The organism is Catenulispora sp. EB89, from assembly GCF_041261445.1.
GTDB lineage: Bacteria > Actinomycetota > Actinomycetes > Streptomycetales > Catenulisporaceae > Catenulispora.
Window position 1 is genome coordinate 13,377 of record NZ_JBGCCU010000025.1, and the last position, 16,357, is coordinate 29,733.

Annotated in this window: 10 protein-coding genes and 1 pseudogene; 4 read left to right on the forward strand and 7 right to left on the reverse strand. The window is 71.4% G+C overall.

From position 1 onward, the window contains the following. Nucleotides 1-146 precede the first annotated feature (146 nt). On the forward strand, nt 147-2,624 hold the full coding sequence (locus ABH920_RS38275) for a SpoIIE family protein phosphatase (RefSeq protein WP_370354187.1): 2,478 nt from the start codon (nt 147-149) through the stop codon (nt 2,622-2,624). Between the two features lie 41 nt (nt 2,625-2,665). On the opposite strand, the gene ABH920_RS38280 is transcribed toward ABH920_RS38275, so the two are convergent. From ABH920_RS38280 to ABH920_RS38295, 4 genes and pseudogenes are all read right to left on the reverse strand, one after another. Continuing rightward, nucleotides 2,666-3,466: an arylamine N-acetyltransferase gene (locus tag ABH920_RS38280; protein ID WP_370354188.1), complete on the reverse strand. Its 801-nt coding sequence runs from the start codon at nt 3,464-3,466 to the stop codon at nt 2,666-2,668. A gap of 94 nt (nt 3,467-3,560) precedes the next feature. Continuing rightward, on the reverse strand, nt 3,561-4,322 hold the full coding sequence (locus ABH920_RS38285; protein ID WP_370354189.1) for a succinate dehydrogenase/fumarate reductase iron-sulfur subunit: 762 nt from the start codon (nt 4,320-4,322) through the stop codon (nt 3,561-3,563). A 338-nt stretch (nt 4,323-4,660) separates the two neighbouring features. Next, nucleotides 4,661-6,595, reverse strand: a pseudogene (locus tag ABH920_RS38290) (fumarate reductase/succinate dehydrogenase flavoprotein subunit); the annotation flags it as partial. Nucleotides 6,596-6,612: 17 nt separating this feature from the next. Beyond that, nucleotides 6,613-7,437 carry a hypothetical protein gene (locus tag ABH920_RS38295; RefSeq protein WP_370354190.1) on the reverse strand — a complete coding sequence of 275 codons (825 nt, stop codon included), beginning with the start codon at nt 7,435-7,437 and terminating at the stop codon, nt 6,613-6,615. A gap of 383 nt (nt 7,438-7,820) precedes the next feature. On the opposite strand from ABH920_RS38295, the gene ABH920_RS38300 reads away from it, so the two are divergent. Both ABH920_RS38300 and typA read left to right on the forward strand, forming a co-directional pair. Continuing rightward, nucleotides 7,821-10,544, forward strand: a complete 2,724-nt coding sequence (locus ABH920_RS38300; RefSeq protein WP_370354191.1) for a PQQ-binding-like beta-propeller repeat protein — start codon at nt 7,821-7,823, stop codon at nt 10,542-10,544. A 167-nt stretch (nt 10,545-10,711) separates the two neighbouring features. Further along, nucleotides 10,712-12,607: a translational GTPase TypA gene (gene typA, locus ABH920_RS38305; protein ID WP_370354192.1), complete on the forward strand. Its 1,896-nt coding sequence runs from the start codon at nt 10,712-10,714 to the stop codon at nt 12,605-12,607. 263 nt (nt 12,608-12,870) lie between these two features. On the opposite strand, the gene ABH920_RS38310 is transcribed toward typA, so the two are convergent. Continuing rightward, entirely contained in the window at nt 12,871-13,158 is a 288-nt protein-coding gene (locus ABH920_RS38310; protein ID WP_370354193.1) for a hypothetical protein, read from the reverse strand. Between the two features lie 123 nt (nt 13,159-13,281). After that, entirely contained in the window at nt 13,282-13,713 is a 432-nt protein-coding gene (locus ABH920_RS38315; protein ID WP_370354194.1) for a DUF4232 domain-containing protein, read from the reverse strand. Between ABH920_RS38315 and ABH920_RS38320 the strand changes: the two genes are divergently transcribed. Next, on the forward strand, nt 13,700-14,050 hold the full coding sequence (locus ABH920_RS38320; RefSeq protein ID WP_370354195.1) for a hypothetical protein: 351 nt from the start codon (nt 13,700-13,702) through the stop codon (nt 14,048-14,050). The two genes, ABH920_RS38315 and ABH920_RS38320, sit on opposite strands and share 14 nt — an antisense overlap. A 123-nt stretch (nt 14,051-14,173) precedes the next feature. Here ABH920_RS38320 and ABH920_RS38325 read toward each other — a convergent pair whose 3' ends face one another. Then, complete coding sequence (locus ABH920_RS38325; RefSeq protein WP_370354196.1) at nt 14,174-16,330, reverse strand: prolyl oligopeptidase family serine peptidase; 2,157 nt, start codon at nt 16,328-16,330, stop codon at nt 14,174-14,176. Between the last annotated feature and the right edge of the window lie 27 nt (nt 16,331-16,357).

The window sequence follows — 16,357 nt, forward strand, 5'->3', positions numbered from 1 at the left end:
CCCGGATCCGCAACACGGGGTTCGGCGACCGCACTGATTCTCAGACACCACAGAATCGAAGCCGCCCGATGCCCGACACGCCGCCAGAGCAGCAGCCCCACCGGGAGCGGCAGGACAATCCCGGGTGGCGCGGCCGGGGCTGGGCCATGACCACGTCCGTGTTCGGGCAGGGCTCCGAGGGCGACGCGCAGCGGCAGCTGGGGCGGATGGCCGGGGTGATCGAGCGGGTACGCTCGGCGACCTTCATGCTCGACGGCGAGGGGACCATCCGCGAGTTCCGGCTCAACGCCGAGGAACTGCTGGGATGGCAGCGTACGGAGATGATCGGCAAGCCGTTCCACGCGATGTTCCGGCCCGCGGACCGGGCGGCGGCCGACCGGATGGTCGCGGCGGTGCGGTCCGGCGACGACGCGCGCGGGGCGCTGGACGCGGTCACGCCGAGCGGGGCGAGCGTGCCGGTCGACGCGCATCTCATGGGGCTGCGGGACGGCGACGGGCACGTGGTGGTGTTCGGGTACGCCAACTCCGCCGAGGACCTGATCCGGTTCACGCGGGACCGGGCCGTGCTGGACTCGCTGTTCGAGCAGTTCCCGGTCGGGATCGTGGTCTACGACGAGCAGGGGCGGTACGTCCGGCTGAACCGGGCGCTGGAGGAGATCAACGGGCTGCCGGTCTCCGACCACATCGGCAAGCGGGTCCGCGAGGTGCTGCCCGGACTTGATCCGAGGCTGGAGGAGATCCCCGACGAGGTGCTGCGGACCGGGGTCCCGGTGGTGGACGAGCAGTACGGCGGGTTCACTCCGGCCTCCGACGAGGAGCGGGTCTGGTCGGTCAGCTACAACCGGCTGCACGGCCCGGACGGCGAGGTCATCGGGCTGTCCGGGCTGATCCTGGACGTCACCGACCGGCATCGGGCGGCGGCCGCGGCGGCCGGCGCGCGGCGGCGGCTGGCGCTGGTGAACAAGGCCGGGTCGCGGATGGGGACGGCGCTGGACGTCGAGCGGACGGCGCGGGAGCTGGCCGACGTCGCGGTGCCGGACTTCGCGGACGCGATCGTGATCGAGATCAAGGAAGAGGTCTTCGACGAGCGGATCGGGCCGGTCGGGCCGGTGTGGCTGGCTCCGGTGCGGCGGCGCCGGGTGCTGGTGCACGAGGGGGGCGGGGCGGTGCCGGATCCGGTGCGGGCCGAGGGCTTCAGCGCGTGGTCGACCGATCCGGACATCAGCGACCGGATGCTCGGCGGCGCGGCGTGGCACTCGTCGGCGGGCATCAGCGCGGTCGCGAAGGAGCCGATCCGGGCGGTGGACGGGACGCTGCTGTGGCAGCCGACCGGCGGCGACTCGATCCTGGTGCCGCTGTGGGCGCGGGAGGCGCTGCTCGGGGTGGTGCACTTCCACCGGCACCCGGACAGCCCGCCGTTCGAGCCGGAGGACATCGAGGTCGCCGAGGAGATCACGACGCGGGCCGCGGTGTCGATCGACAACGGCCGGCTGTACTACCGGGAGCGGACCACGGCGCTGATGCTGCAGCGGGCGCTGCTTCCGCAGCGGATACCGAGCCTGCCGGGGGTACAGGTGGCGTACCGGTACCTGCCGGGGTCGGTGGGCGCGGAGGTCGGCGGGGACTGGTTCGACGTGATCCAGCTGTCCGGGGCGCGGGTGGCGCTGGTGGTCGGGGACGTGATGGGGGTCGGGGTGCGGGCGGCCGGGATCATGGGCCAGTTCCGCACCGCGGCGCGGACGCTGGCCGGCCTGGACCTGTCCCCGGCGCAGGTGCTGCACCAGCTCGACGAGCTGGGGGCGTCGCTGTCGGAGAACCACCTGGCGACGTGCATCTACGCGGTCTACGACCCGGCGACCGGCAAGCTCGCGGTCTCGCGCGCCGGCCACCCGCCGCCCTTGCTGCTGGCACCGGACGGGACGGTCGGCGGACTGGACGTCCCGCCGTCGCCGCCGCTGGGCGTGGGCGGCGGCGCGTACCGGAGCTGGGTGTTCGAGACGAAGGAGTTCGACATCCCCGACCGCTCCCGCCTGGCGTTCTACACGGACGGGATGGTCGAGGACAAGGGACGCGACATCGACGAGGGGATCGGCGTGATGGCGGCACTGCTGGCGAACTGCCCCCCGGACTCATTGGAAGAATGCTGCGACGCGGTGACGGACGTCCTGGGCATCACGGGCGACACGTCCGACGACGCGACCCTGCTGCTGGCACAGGTCCAGTCGATCCCCCCGGAAAGCAAGGCGCACTGGCAGCTCGACGCTCACCCCTCGGCGGTCTCGGACGCGCGCCGCAAGGTCCGCGAGCGGCTGGCGGAGTGGGGCATGAGCGGCCTGACGGACACGGCGGAGCTGCTGGTCAGCGAGCTGGTGACGAACGCCCAGCGGTACGGCCGGTCGCCGGTGTCGCTGGACATGCTGAAGACGGACCGGCTGCTGGTGGAGGTCGGCGACGCGCTGGACGTGGTCCCGCAGGTGCGGCGCGCGCAGGAGACGGACGAGGGCGGGCGGGGGCTGCAGCTGGTGAACCAGCTGGCCACGCGCTGGGGGACGCGGACCACGGGGAACGGGAAGATCGTGTGGTTCGAGTTGGGGGCGGGGGACGGGGCTTTGGGGCGGGGGTAGGTGCCGGGCGGCGGCTTGGCGAGGCCGATCAGCGCGCCGACTCAGCCCTTCGCCCGCCGGGGCGCCCGCGCCAGCTCGATCCCGAACCGCTCCCGCAGCAGGGTCAGCAGGTGCTCGTCGGAGGTGACCTCCTCGACGTGCCGGCCGGTGCTGTCGGTGGTGATCAGTTCGTCGCCGGTCAGGGTCAGGCGGCCGGCGTCGGTCAGGCGGGAGCAGACCAGGTTCCGGGTGAAGTGCGAGTCCGGTGAGGTGCACTGCCACCAGCTCGCCTGCGTGAAGTCGGTCAGTGCCAGGGGCTTCGGGTCGATGCGGTACTGCGCTTCGCCGTCGCGGAGGATGGTGAACTCCGCGTCGTCGTTCTCCGCGATGCGGAACAGGCCGCCGGGGTCCTTCTGGTCCGTGTGGTCGGTGAAGTGGAGCGGGAACTCGGTGTGCCGGCCGAAGCCGACGTCGGCCAGCCAGGTGTCGCCGGCGGCGTCGGTGACGTGCAGGGCCAGGTGGTCCAGCGGCGGGCTGTAGCCGTGCGCTGTGCTGAAGGTGCGGGCTGACAGGCGGTGCACGCGGTAGCCGAAGGCCTCCAGGAGGAGGGCGAACAGGCCGTTGAGCTCGTAGCAGAAGCCGCCTCGGCGGTGTTCGACGATCTTCTCGAACAGGGCCGCGCCGTCCAGGGTCACCGGTTCGTCGAGGTGGATGCTCAGGTTCTCGAACGGGACGGTGTGCAGGTGCGCGCTGTGCAGGCGGCGGAGTGTCGCGGCGTCGGGGGTCAGGGCGCCCTCCGTGACGCCGATGCGGGCGCGGTAGGCGGCGACCTGTTCGTGGTTCAGAGCGTGCGTGGGTGCCATGGGTCCTTTATCGCAGATCCGGCGCGGAAACGCCTGGGGCCGCAGTCCTACGACTGCGGCCCCAGGCGTTGCTCAGACGTGCGTCAGACCTGCGTCAGGCGTCCGACGAGGTGCGGCGGCGGATCTTGTTGCCCAGCCAGACCAGCGGGTCGTACTTCTTGTCGACGACGCGCTCCTTCAGCGGGATCAGCGCGTTGTCGGTGATGTGGATGTGCTCGGGGCACACCTCGGTGCAGCACTTCGTGATGTTGCAGAACCCGAGGCCGTGCTCCTCCTGCGCCGCCTTCTTGCGGTCGGCGGTGTCCAAGGGGTGCATGTCGAGCTCCGCCACGCGCATCAGGTAGCGCGGGCCGGCGAAGCTCTCCTTGTTCTCCTCGTGGTCGCGGACCGCGTGGCAGGTGTTCTGGCACAGGTAGCACTCGATGCACTTGCGGAACTCCTGCGAGCGTTCCACGTCGATCTGCTGCATGCGGTACTCGCCGGGCTTCAGGTCCTTCGGCGGGGTGAAGGACTTCACCTCGCGGGCCTTGGCGTAGTTGAAGCCGACGTCGGTCACCAGGTCCTTGATCACCGGGAAGGTGCGCAGCGGGGTGACGGTGACGGTCTCGTCCTGCTCGAAGGTCGACATGCGGGTCATGCACATCAGGCGGGGCTTGCCGTTGATCTCCGCCGAGCACGAGCCGCACTTGCCGGCCTTGCAGTTCCAGCGGCACGCCATGTCGGGGGCCTGCGTGGCCTGCAGCCGGTGGATGATGTCGAGGACGACCTCGCCCTCGTTGATCTCGACCTCGAAGTCCTTCAGGTCGCCGCCGGACGCGTCGCCGCGCCAGACCTTGAACTTGCCCTTGTAACCCATCGTCACTTCTCCTCGGCGGCGGTGTCGGACGTGGCGTTCTCCGCCTGGGCGCCGGCCTGGGCCTCGGCGGTCTGCTCCTCGGCCTGGGCCTCGGCGGACTTCGCGGCGGACTTCTCAGCCGCCGACCCGCCGTTGTTCTGGCCGGGGATCGGGGCGGCTTCCGGCGCGGCGTCGGTCTTGGCCTCGGGGGCCGCGTCGGCCTCAGCCGCGGGCACGGCGTCGGGCTTCGCGTCGGGCTCGGCGTCGGGCTTGGCATCGGCCGTCGCCTCCGGCTCGGCGTCCGCGTCCGCGACCGCGTCGGGGACCGCGTCCGCGACGGCGTCCGTCGCGGCCTCGGGCTCCGCGTCCGCCTCGGCACCCTCGCCGAGCACCCCGAGCTCGTCGTCCGTGAAGTACTTCTTCAGCTCGGAGACCTCGAACAGCCCGAGCAGATCCGGCCGGATCGTCGGGATCGGCTGGTGCTTGAGGTCGATCCCGGTCCCGTCCGCGCTCAGCGTGCAGATCAGGTTGACCTGCCGCCACTTCGAGGACATCGCCGGGAAGTCGTCGCGCGTGTGCCCGCCGCGGGACTCCTCGCGCTCCAGCGCCGCCTTGGCCACGCACTCGCTGACGATCAGCATGTTGCGCAGGTCCAGCGCGACGTGCCAGCCGGGGTTGAAGCGGCGCCCGCCGACCGAGCCGACCTTCTTGTGTCGGGGCTTGAAGTCCTCCAGCTTGGTCAGCGCCTCGCTCACCTCTTCGGGCTTGCGGATGATGCCGACGAGCGTGTTCATCGACACCTGCAGGTCGTGGTGCAGGGTGTACGGGTTCTCGCCCCCGGGGTTGGCCAGCGGGGCCAGCGCCTCCTCGACCGCGGCGTCGACGTCGGCCTCGGCCACCGCCGGCTTGCCGTCCGCGCCGAGCCCGTCCACGTACTCCGCGGCGTGCAGGCCCGCGCGGCGGCCGAAGACCAGCAGGTCGGACAGCGAGTTGCCGCCGAGCCGGTTGGAGCCGTGCATGCCGCCGGAGCACTCGCCGGCCGCGTACAGGCCCGGGACGGCCGTGCCCTGGGTGTCCGGGTCGACCTCGATGCCGCCCATGACGTAGTGGCACGTCGGGCCGACCTCCATCGGCTGCGCCGTGATGTCGACGTCGGCCAGCTCCTTGAACTGGTGGTACATCGACGGCAGCCGGCGCCGGATCTCCTCGGCCGGCAGGCGCGTGGAGACGTCCAGGTACACGCCGCCGTTCGGGGTGCCGCGGCCGGCCTTCACCTCGGAGTTGATCGAGCGCGCCACCTCGTCGCGGGGCAGCAGCTCGGGGGGACGCCGGTTGTTCTCCTGGTCGTCGTACCAGCGGTCGGCTTCCTCCTCGGTCTCCGCGTACTGCTTGCGGAAGACGTCCGGCACGTAGTCGAACATGAACCGCTTGCCCTCGCTGTTGCGGAGCACGCCGCCGTCGCCGCGGACCGACTCGGTGACCAGGATGCCCTTCACCGAGGGCGGCCAGACCATGCCCGTCGGGTGGAACTGGATGAACTCCATGTTCACCAGCGCGGCGCCGGCCAGCAGGGCCAGCGCGTGGCCGTCGCCGGTGTACTCCCAGCTGTTGCTGGTGACGGTGTAGCTGCGGCCGATGCCGCCGGTGGCCATGATCACCGCCGGGGCCTCGAAGACCACGAACTGCCCGGTCTCGCGGTAGTAGCCGATGGCGCCGGCGATGCGTCCCTGCTCGTCCTTGAGCAGCCGGACGATCGTGGTCTCGGCGAAGACGCGCAGGCTGCCCTCGTACTCGCCGGTCTCCGCCTTGTCCTCCTGCTGCAGCGCGACCACGCGCTGCTGCAGCGTGCGGATCAGCTCCAGGCCGGTCCGGTCGCCGACGTGCGCCAGCCGCGGGTACTCGTGCCCGCCGAAGTTGCGCTGGCTGATCTTGCCGTCCTTGGTGCGGTCGAACAGCGCGCCCCAGGCCTCCAGCTCCCAGATGCGGTCCGGGGCCTCCTTGGCGTGCAGCTCGGCCATCCGGAAGTGGTTCAGGAACTTGCCGCCGCGCATGGTGTCGCGGAAGTGGACCTGCCAGCTGTCCTTCGGGTTCACGTTGCCCATGGCGGCGGCCGCGCCGCCCTCGGCCATCACGGTGTGCGCCTTGCCGAACAGCGACTTGCTGATGACGGCGACGCGCTTGCCGGAGTGCCGGGCCTCGATCGCGGCGCGCAGTCCCGCACCGCCGGCCCCGATCACCACCACGTCGTAGGAGTGGCGCTCGATGCTCTCAGCGTTCTCAGTCTTCCCAGTCATGATTGCGCACTGATCCTTTAGAAGAACGTCGGGTTGCTGAAGGTGCCGTTGGCCACCAGGGCGACATACGCGTCCGTCAGCGCCACGCCGAACAGCGAGATCCACGCGAAGAGCATGTGCTTGTGGTTCAGCTTCGACACCAGCGTCCAGCCCTTGTAACGCAGCGGGTGCTTGGAGAAGTGCTTGAGCTTGCCGCCCATGATGTGCCGGCAGGAGTGGCACGACGCCGAGTACAGCCACAGCAGTGTGGCGTTGGCCAGCAGCACCAGCGTGCCCAGGCTCATGTGGCCCCACGCGCCGTCGACGTTGCGGAAGGCCAGGATCGCGTCCCAGGTCAGGATGACGTTGAAGACCAAGCCCGCGTAGAAGAAGTAGCGGTGCGAGTTGTTCAGGATCAGCGGGAAGCGGCGCTCGCCGGTGTACTTCTCGTGCGGCTCGGCGACGGCGCAGGCCTGCGGCGACAGCCAGAAGGCGCGGTAGTAGGCCTTCCGGTAGTAGTAGCAGGTCATCCGGAATCCCAGCGGGAAGATCAGGATGAGCAGCGCCGGCGAGATCGACCACCAGTCGCCGAACGGCTTGAAGCCGCCCAGGGACGAGCCCGGCACACACTTCGTGGCGATGCACGGGCTGTAGAACGGTGAGATCAGGTTGCCGGTGTAGTAGTCGGCGTTCTGGAACGCGCGGAACGTCGCGTAGAAGATGAAGGCGATCAGCACAATCATCGTCAGGAGCGGACTGAGCCACCACCTGTCTGTGCGCAGCGTCTTCTGTTCGATCTGTGCGCGCGCCGGGCTCAGCGGGGCGGGTGCCTCGGGGCCGGGCGCGATGGTGTCAGTCGCCATCGACTTGTGTCTCCCAGACGGGCAATGTTCTTACACTGATGTCTTACACGTAGGCGTCTTGCGTGCGCGGGCTTTCACTTGGCAGGGCTCTACAAAGCTGCGCGAACTCTAATGGACATCGCGTCAGATTCCATAGAACGCGTCACCCGGAGTAGTGGAAACGTGATCTACGTCACATCCTACCGGCGGCTGATCAGGGCCCGGACGGCGGGGGGACCGACAAGGGTTTGGCATCATGCTCCTCGAAGCCGCCACCGACGCGACGCTCGACGCGCCGAGGGGCGCGCGGGGACACGGGCGCACGGGCGCGGGGACACGGGGACGGGGACACGGGGTAACGGGAACGGCACGCGCGAGGCGGCCGTGATCAAGGGGTGGTCGCGATGGTGGGAGCGGTCGGGGCGGTCGGGGCGGCGATGGGTCCGCTGACCGACGGGGACCCGCGGCGGGTCGGTCCGCATTCGACGGTCGGCCGGCTCGGCGTCGGCGCGCTGGGTCCGCTGTACGGGGGGTACTCCGACGACGGCCGCGCGGTCGCGGTCCGGGCGCTGCGCCCGGAAGTGCTGGCCGACGAGGCGGTCCGGGCCCGCCTCGCGGCGGACGTCGCGGCGGCGCGCACGGTGGCGGTGCCCTCCGCGGCGCCGGTGCTCGGAGCCGAGCTGGCGGGCGAGGCGCCGTGGCTGGCGTCGGCGTTCGTCGCGGGCGTGCCGCTGGCGAAGGCGGTGGCCGACCACGGGCCGCTGCCCGAGCCCGCGCTACTAAGCCTCGCAGCCGGGCTCGCCGAGGCGCTGGCGGCCCTGCACGCCGCCGGCGTGATGCACGGCGACCTGCGGCCGGGGACGGTGCTGCTGACGCCCGAGGGGCCGTGCGTTGTCGACTACGCGCTGGTGCGCGCCTTCGACGGCGTGGCAGGGCTCGGGGTGGCCGGGTTCCTGGCGCCGGAGCAGGCGCTGGGCCGGACGGTCACGCCGGCGGCGGACATGTTCGCACTGGGCTCGACGCTGTTCTTCGCCGCGACCGGCCGCCCGCCATTCGGCGAGGGCACGCCCGACGAGGTGAAGAAGCGGGTCGCGAAGTCCTCGCCGGTGCTGGGAAAGCTGCCGACGGCGCTGGGGGAGCTGATCCGCGGGTGTCTCCAGAAGGACCCGAACGGGCGCGCGCAGCCACAGCAGGTGGTGGAGTACGTGCGGCGGCGGGCGCCGATCCCGTTGGGCGGCGGGTGGTTGCCGCCGGCGCTGGCCGAGGATGCGCGGGCGGCTGCGGCGGCGGGGTTGGGGTCGGCCGCGGGGCCGGATCCGGATGCGAACGCGACGATTGTTGTTGCGCCGCGGGTGGCTCAGGGGGCGGCGGGGCACGCGGGCGATGCCGGTTCCGGCTCGCCAGGGTCGGTGGCGGCGGGCGCCGGACAGCAGGCGGTGGGGCACGCGGGCGACGGCGGCTCGGGTACGCCAGGGTTGGTGCCGGCGAGTGCCGGGCAGCAGGCGGTGGGTCGCGTCGGCGATGCCGGCTCCGGCGCGCCAGGGTTTGTGGCGGCGGATGCCGGACAGCGGGCGGCGGGGCGCGCGGGCGACCGCGGTTCGGGTGTTCCGGGGCTGGTGCCGGCGGCTGTTGCTGGGCAGCAGGCTGATGCGGGAGCGGCATTTGCGGGTGCTGCACCTTTGCCTGGCGGGCAGATACCTGGGTTTGTGCAGCAGGCTGATGGCTCTGCGTTCTACCAGCAGTCCGGCGTTCCCGGCGTGCCTGGCGACCAGCCGGCCCCGAGCCGTCGCAACCTCCTCCTCGCGCTGACCGGCGGCGCGGTCGTCGTCGTGGGCGGTACGGCCGCGGCACTCGGACTCGGCGGCAGCTCCGGTACCACGACCACCGCCGATGCTCAGCCTTCTGCCGGCGCGGTCGGTGCCGTGCCGTCCGCGGCGAAGCCCTCAGCCTCTGCTTCCGGCCGGCTCCCGCTCCCGAAGAGCGGCCCGCTCTCGCCGCCGGTCGGCGCGGCCGGCACTCTGCAGGGCCCTGACGCCACCCCCTTCTGGTCGCTGCCCGGCGGCGGGATCTCCTCGCTCGCGGCCGGCGATGGAGTGCTCGTCGTGGGTGGCGAGTCCGGGGTCTCCGGCTACGACTTCGGGGCCAATCTGAAGTGGGGTCCTGTGCGGGCCTCCGGCGTTCGTGGCTCCGGCAACGGTGTCGTGGACTCCGGTGTCGTCTATCTGATCGTCGCGGCGGAGCGGGGCGGTGCCGGCGGCGATCTGCTCGCGCTGGACGTCGAGACCGGCGTGCAGAAGTGGCGCGCGGTCACGCCGCAGGGCCCCTGGCTCGACCTCCGCGTCGGCGGGGCGTTGGGCGGCATGGTGTTCGTTGTCGGGACGTCCGGGGGCGTGCCGGTCCTGTGGGCCGTCGATGTCGTCAGCGGCCGGAGCCTGTGGCAGAAGAGTGGTGTGGACTTCGCCACGTTGGCGGTGCCGTCGAGCGGCGCGCAGATCCTCACCGCCGGCGCCGGGGACCCGAACACCGGGGGAGCCGTCGCCGCCCTGGATATCCGCAGCGGTGACCAGGTGTGGAGCCGTCCGTGGAAGACCGCGGTGGACTACGGCCACGTCTCGCTCAACAAGGTCGCGTGCGCCGACGACTACTACGTCCTGCTGCTCTCCGACCAGCCGGAGGCCGACACCCTGACCGGCGGCAGCGCCAACGGCGGCCCGAACGCGTGGAGCGTCCCGTTGCCGGTGCCGCCCGGGGATGCCGGCACCATCGCGCTCATCACTCTCCTGCCCGAGGCCAACGCCGACGCCAACCCCAACGCCGTCGCCGTCCTCTCCCGCCACGGCCTCTACGCCGCCGATGCGCAGACCGGCGCGGTCCGCTGGCAGTCGCAGGGCACGCAGTTGTTCGCGACCGCCTCCGACGCCGGGGCTCCGCAGTCCGCGGACGGCAACGTCTACGTCCCCGACCAGCAGGGCACCTGGTGGGCCGTGGACCTCGCGACCGGCCGGACGCGCTGGAAGTACACCGTCGCCGGCTTCGACCGGAGTGCCGATCCGGTGTGGATCGCGGTGCCCGGCGGCGTGGTCGTCTCGGCCGGCGGGACGCTGGTGCTGATCGCGGCGGACGGATAAAAACTGCTGGTGACCGCCGCTGAGAGGTGACGCTCGCCACCTCACGGCGGGTGTCCGACGCTCCGAGTTAACCCTGACGCCGGGTGCGCGGGCACTGACGGTAAGCAGGAGGATTCCCGACCCCGTACGATGGGTAGGTATCCCCTTCTGCCAAGGAGCGCTCAGGCATGCCCACACGCGACAACATCAGGAACGTGGCGATCGTCGCGCACGTCGACCACGGCAAGACGACGCTGGTCGACGCGATGCTGTGGCAGTCCGGCGCGTTCGGCGAACACCAGCACGTCGACGAGCGCGCCATGGACTCCAACGACCTGGAGCGCGAGAAGGGCATCACCATCCTCGCCAAGAACACCGCGGTGCACTACCGCGGTCCCGACGGGGAGGACGTGGTGATCAACATCATCGACACCCCCGGGCACGCCGACTTCGGCGGCGAGGTGGAGCGCGGCCTGTCCATGGTGGACGGCGTGGTGCTGCTGGTGGACGCCTCGGAGGGTCCGCTGCCGCAGACCCGCTTCGTGCTGCGCAAGGCGCTGGCCGCGAAGATGCCGGTGATCCTGCTGATCAACAAGGTGGACCGGCCGGACTCGCGGGTCGACGAGGTCATCGACGAGACCTACGAGCTGTTCATGGACCTGGACGCCACCGAGGAGCAGATCGAGTTCCCGATCGTCTACGCCATCGCCCGCGACGGCAAGGCCACGCTGACCAAGCCGGTGCCCGGCTCCTCGGGCAACGGCCAGGGCGGCGACCTGGACTCGGACAACCTGCTGCCGCTGTTCAAGACCATCCTGGAGACCATCCCGGCCCCCTCCTACACCGAGGGCGCGCCGCTGCAGGCGCACGTCACCAACCTGGACGCGTCCAACTTCCTGGGCCGCATCGCGCTGTGCCGGGTGCACCAGGGCGAGATCCGCAAGGGCCAGCAGGTGGCCTGGTGCCGGCACGACGGCACCATCGAGCGGGTGAAGATCACCGAGCTGCTGATGACCGAGGCGCTGGAGCGCAAGCCGGCCGAGTCCGCCGGCCCCGGCGACATCATCGCCATCGCCGGCATCCCGGAGATCATGATCGGCGACACCCTGGCCGACCCGGAGGACCCGCGGCCGCTGCCGCTGATCACCGTCGACGAGCCGGCGATCTCGATGACCATCGGCACCAACACCGGCCCGCTGGTGGGCCGCGGTCCGACCAAGGGCACCAAGGTCACCGCGCGCCTGGTGAAGGACCGCCTGGACCGCGAGCTGGTCGGCAACGTCTCGCTGCGGGTGCTGCCCACCGAGCGCCCCGACGCCTGGGAGGTGCAGGGCCGCGGCGAGCTGGCGCTGGCCATCCTGGTGGAGACCATGCGCCGGGAGGGCTTCGAGCTCACCGTCGGCAAGCCGCAGGTGGTCACCAAGACCATCGACGGCAAGCTGCACGAGCCGGTCGAGCGCCTCACCATCGACTGCCCCGAGGAGTTCCTGGGCGCCGTCACCCAGCTGATCCAAGGCAACCGCAAGGGCCGCATGGAGACCATGACGAACCACGGCACCGGCTGGGTCCGCATGGAGTTCGTGGTCCCCTCCCGGGGCCTGATCGGCTTCCGCACCGAGTTCCTGACCATGACCCGCGGCACCGGCATCGCGCACGCGGTGTTCGAGGGCTACGAGCCCTGGTACGGCGAGCTGCGCACCCGCACCTCCGGCTCGCTGGTGGCCGACCGCCCGGGCGCGGCGACGCCGTTCGCGATGATGAACCTCCAGGAGCGCGGCACGATGTTCGTGCAGCCCACCACCGAGGTCTACGAGGGCATGATCGTCGGTGAGAACTCGCGCTCGGACGACATGGACGTGAACATCACCAAGGAGAAGAAGCTCACCAACATGCGGTCGTCCACCTCGGACGTCACCGAGACGCTGATCCCGCCGCGCCAGCTGTCGCTGGAGCAGGCGCTGGAGTTCATCCGCGAGGACGAGTGCGTCGAGGTCACGCCGGACACCGTCCGGATCCGCAAGGTGGAGCTGAACCAGCAGGTGCGCGGGCGCTCGCGCGGGAACGCGGCCAAGGCCAAGGGCTGAGCTACGGCTTGCTGATCTGACGGGTTCCGACGAACCTCCAGAGCGACGGAGCGGCCGCTGCGGGATCTCCCGCAGCGGCCGCTCCGTTTTCATGACAGCGCCTGCTTCGCTCATGTCCTCCAGTTACAGCAGTTACTTCCGGCAGTTACAGCAGTTACTTCCTGGTCGCGGCGGCTACTTCGCCGATTCGCCTACTCGCCTACTTCATGTCGAAGTTCCCGGCGCCCCAAGCCTGGCCGCCGGATCGAGCTTCGCCCCGCCGGTCAGCAGCAGCGGGCCGCCCTTCTGCGCGGCCAGCGCGTTGCCGGCGAGGGCCCGTCGGCCGCGGTGAAGCCGCCGCCGGTCGGGACGACCGTGTGCGAGCCGGTCCCGTCAGCGTTGACTTCGGACCAGTCGACGCCGTCGTTGTAGGCGATCGGCCCGTTGGCGGTGGTGCCGGAACCACTGGCTGTGGCCGCATGCGCTGCTGTCGTCAGCGCACTGACCCCACCACCGGTCACCGCCAACACCGCCAGGCTCGCGGCGGCGCGTGCTCGGACTCGCTGCGACACGGTGTCCCCCCAGCATGATCGGTGATCGAACGCCGATCATGCTAGGGACGTTCCCACCTGCGCCGGATCCCGTGAAGTTCGTAGAACGCCATCCCCCTTATGTGGTCTACGCCCCTTGATGGATCAGCCCCCGGCCGGACTCGACTGCCCGCTCACGAAAGGCTTCACCTCAAGCTCGCCCTTCTCGCACACCGGCGTCGGGTTGTCGAGCGTGATGTGCGCCCACGCGCTGTCGCCCGGCAGCTGTGCCTGCGCGTGCACCGTCGTCGGCTCGCACTGCCCGTTGTCGGGTTCGCCCGGGCCGGGGACGTTCGCCGAGTAGCGCATCTCGGCGTGGACGGAGGCGCCCGGGACGACGGTGATGGTGGTGGCCGGGACGGAGGTGTCCTTCACGATGTACGACGGCAGTGTGCGGTCGTTCGAGGCGAGCAGTGCGATGGCGGGGAAGCCGGAAACGGTGCAGCTGCGGGCCGAGGTGTTCTGCAGCGTGAGGTCGGCGGCGACGTGGCCGGCGCCCTGGCTGTCCGGGACCACGCGCCAGGTGCCCGACGGCATCTCGGCCGTGGTGCAGGCCGAGCTGGCGGCGTGGGTGGCCGGGGAGCTCGAAGCCGCCGTCGAGGTCGACGGTGCCGAGGCGGCCGAGCTCGACGCCGTGGAGCTGCCGCCGGCGGTGGTGGACGCGGAGGCCGGGCCGGAACCCCCTGCCGGGTTGGAGCCCGATCCCGTCGAGGACGTGGTCCCCGCCGAGTTCGTGGTCCCCACCGTGGGGCCGCCGCTGACGGCGCTCTTGGCGGAGGTGCTGGTGCATCCGGCCGTCAGGGCGACGGCTCCGAGCGCCCCCGCTGCGACCAGAACGGAAATACGGTTCATGGAACCCAACCTTTCCGGGTGACTACGGCAAGTAGACGCCGAGTAACCCGGCCAGGTTGCTACTAACCCGCGTCAACGGCTGGTCACCTCAACGGGACGCCAGGGTTCTGCGAGGCATTGCCCCAGCGTCGCGTCGAGGCGGCGGCTAGTTCTTGGCGAGCGCGCGCTTGAGGAAGTCGACCTGCAGCAGCATCAGGTTCTCCGCGACGACTTCCTGCGGCGTCATGTGCGTCACCCCCGACAGCAGCAGCGTCTCGTGCGGACGCCCCGCGGCCAGCAGCGCCGAGGACAGCCGCAGCGTGTGCGCGACCACCACGTTGTCGTCGGCCAGGCCGTGGATCAGCATCAGCGGCCGGTGCTGCTCGGCCCAGCCGCTGGGCTCGGTGCCCACGACGACCGAGTTGCGGCGGTAGACCTCCGGCTCGGCGTCCGGGTGGCCCAGGTAGCGCTCGGTGTAGCAGGTGTCGTACAGGTGCTGGTCGGTGACCGGGGCGCCGACCACGGCGGCGTGGAACACGTCGGGGCGGCGCAGGGCCGCCAGCGCCGACAGGTAGCCGCCGAAGGACCAGCCGCGGATCGCGACCCGGGTCAGGTCCAGGTCGGGGTTCTGCGCGGCCGCCGCCTGCACGGCGTCCACCTGGTCCTGCACCACCGGGCCCGCGAAGTCGCGGTAGACGGCGCGGTCCCACTCCGGCCCGCGGCCCGGCGTGCCGCGGCCGTCCACGACCAGCACCGCGAAGCCCTGGTCGGCCAGCCACTGCGAGGCCAGGTGCATGTTGTGCGAGGCCAGCGCGCGCTGCGCGTGCGGGCCGCCGTAGGGGTCCAGCAGGATCGGCAGCTTGGTACCAGGTACGTGGCCGGTCGGCAGGACCAGCACGCCGCGCAGCGATCGCTCGCCGAGCCGGACCATCGTCGCGTTCAGCTTCAGAGCGGGGGTCTCGGCGACGTTGCGGACCGTGCACAGGTCCTTCGCGTCGCCGTCCTCGTCCAGCCGCACCACGCGGGCGGTGGAGCCGGGCTCGGAGAACGACACCGAGCTGATGACGGCCAGGTCCGCGCCGAACACCGCGGAGTGCACGCCGAACGACTCAGTGAGCTGACGCACCACGCCGTCCCGCGAGACCAGGAACACGTGCACCTCGGCCGGGTCCTCGGCGCTGGCGGTGAACTGCACGCCGTGCTCGCCGACCGCCAGCACCGCGCGCACCTGGAGCTCCGGCGGGGTCAGCGGCTCGCCGTCGAGCAGGACGCGGTTCGCGCCCTCCCGGGCCGCGACGGTGACCAGCGCCGCCGTCGGCTCCTCGTCGCCGTCGTCGGCGCCGCTGATCCAGGACGGGACGCCGGAGACGATGTCCACCCAGCGCGGGTCCGACTCCTCGCCGTGCAGCGTCACCATGCCGGTGTCCGGGTCGAGCAGCGCGTAGGTGATGCGCGTCTGCTCGCGGTTCATCAGGCCCAGCACCGGGTCGCCGCCTGCAGACCAGTGGACCGTGGTCAGGTACGGCGAGGAGTCCTCCCACGCCACGTCCACCCGCGAGCCGTCCAGGCCGAGCACCACGCCGGAGACCGTCGCGTTGTTCGTCCCGGCCGCCGGGTAGCGCACCGCCGCCGGCTCCTTGCCGGGGTTCGCGGGGTCGGAGATGAACCAGGTCTGGATCGGCGCCTCGTCGGCGCGCTCGGCGAACAGCCGGTCGCCCTCCGGGGCCCACCAGTAGCCGCGGAAGCGGTCCATCTCCTCGGCGGCGATGAACTCGGCCAGGCCGTAGGTGACGGTGTCCGTCTCCGGCTCGGCCAGCGCGCGGTCGCCGGCGCCGTCCAGGCCGATCACCCGCATCGCACCGCCGGCCACGTAGGCCACGTGCGTGCCGGCCGGGTTCGGCCGCGGGTCGGCCACGCCGGCCGGGGTCGGGAGTTCGCGCACGGCCCGCGCCGCGTCGGTCTCTGTGAGGTCGGCCACGAACAGCCGGCCGGACAGCGCGAACGCCGCGTGCGACAGATCGGCGTCGACCGCGAAGCCGACGATGCCGGCCGCGCCCTGCCGCGAGCGCTCGCGGCGTGCCTTCTCCTCGTCGGTCAGCTCCTCGCCCGCGCCGCCGAGCAGCGCGACCGGATCGGCCACGAGCCGTTCCTCGCCGCTGGTCGGGTCCAGCACCCACAGGCAGGTCGCGGTGTCCGTGCCGTGCTTGCCGCGCAGGAACGCGATCCGCGTGCCGTCCGGGGAGATGCTGAAGGCGCGCGGCACGCCGAGGGTGAAGCGCTGGGTCCGGGCCGAATGCCGGGGGAACGAGGGGGTGTCAGCCATGCCGTCATGCTATTCGCCCCGGCGCCG